Genomic DNA, 1,061 nt, shown 5'->3' with positions numbered 1-1,061 from the left:
GGGGCCGCATTCATAACGGTGACTGATGATCTGGAACAGCGCGTCGGCACCGAATTTATCGATAGGCAGATATCCCAGCTCGTCAATGAGTAAAATTCTTGGTTTCAGGTAGCGACTCATTTCGCGCTTGAGGTTGCCAGCGGCCTGTGCGGCGGCCAGCGTATTGATGATATCGACCGCCGTGGTAAACAGCACGCTATGGCCGCGCAGGCAGGCCGCATGCGCTAACGCGATGGCGAGATGACTCTTCCCGACGCCGACGCCACCGATGAACAGCACGTTGGCGTTCTCTTCAATGAAGGCCAGGCGGAACAGATTGCGGATTTGGGTCTGGTTGATCTTCTTCGGCCAGCTCCACTGGAATTGTTCAAGCGTCTTCTGCACCGGGAAACGGGCCAACTTGAGCCGTCGTTCGATACTGCGATCCTCACGCCGTTGCACCTCACCCTCGACCAGTTGAGCCAGATAATCGATGTGGGGGCTTTGTTTGGCGGCAGCCGTGTGTCCCAATGCTTCGAAATGCTCTTGCATGAACGATAGATGCAGGCTCGTCAATCCGACACGCAGCGGATTGTTTACGCAAGGATGGTCACTCTTTGTTTTTGCCGTCTTCGGGTTCATGGTCTTTGATCTCGTAGGGTGAGAAATCCGGTTCGGCGAGTTCGATGTCAAGCAGGTCATGGCGACGTGTCAGTTGCAGCGGGCCGGGCTCGGGCAGCTTGCGGGCACGGGATTCGAGGATATTGGCGATGTAATCGCTGCTGAAGGCCTGGAAAGCCAGGCCGTCTTCAATGGCCCGCGCCGTTGCATCGTCGCCGTAGATCTCGGCCAGAGCGATGATCTTGGCAAGATGGTTGCGGGCATTCAAGCTCTTCTGTTCGAGGCCCTCGACATAGTGCTGTGCTGCGGGCGAAAGTCCAAGGAAACGCAGCATCAGACGCTGCTCGCGGGCATTGCGCCGTTGTCCGATCAATACCTTAGGGTGTTCCGGATCTTCGATGTCCTGATGACGGTCATAACTGCGGATGTGGCGGGCAATGAGTTGATCCTGATGGTAAATG

General features: G+C 56.5%; 2 protein-coding genes. Both read right to left on the bottom strand.

What is annotated here, in order from left to right; genetic code table 11:
- The coding region (locus HY308_00605; protein ID MBI3896777.1) for an ATP-binding protein at window positions 1-531 on the bottom strand (531 nt) is incomplete at its 3' end.
- A gap of 58 nt (window positions 532-589) precedes the next feature.
- Window positions 590-1,061 (bottom strand): IS21 family transposase (locus HY308_00600; GenBank protein ID MBI3896776.1); only part of this gene is annotated, 472 nt, incomplete at its 5' end.

This window comes from Gammaproteobacteria bacterium (genome assembly GCA_016199745.1).
Taxonomy (GTDB): domain Bacteria; phylum Pseudomonadota; class Gammaproteobacteria; order Acidiferrobacterales; family Sulfurifustaceae; genus JACQFZ01.
This window is presented reverse-complemented; position numbering and strand designations above follow the sequence as displayed.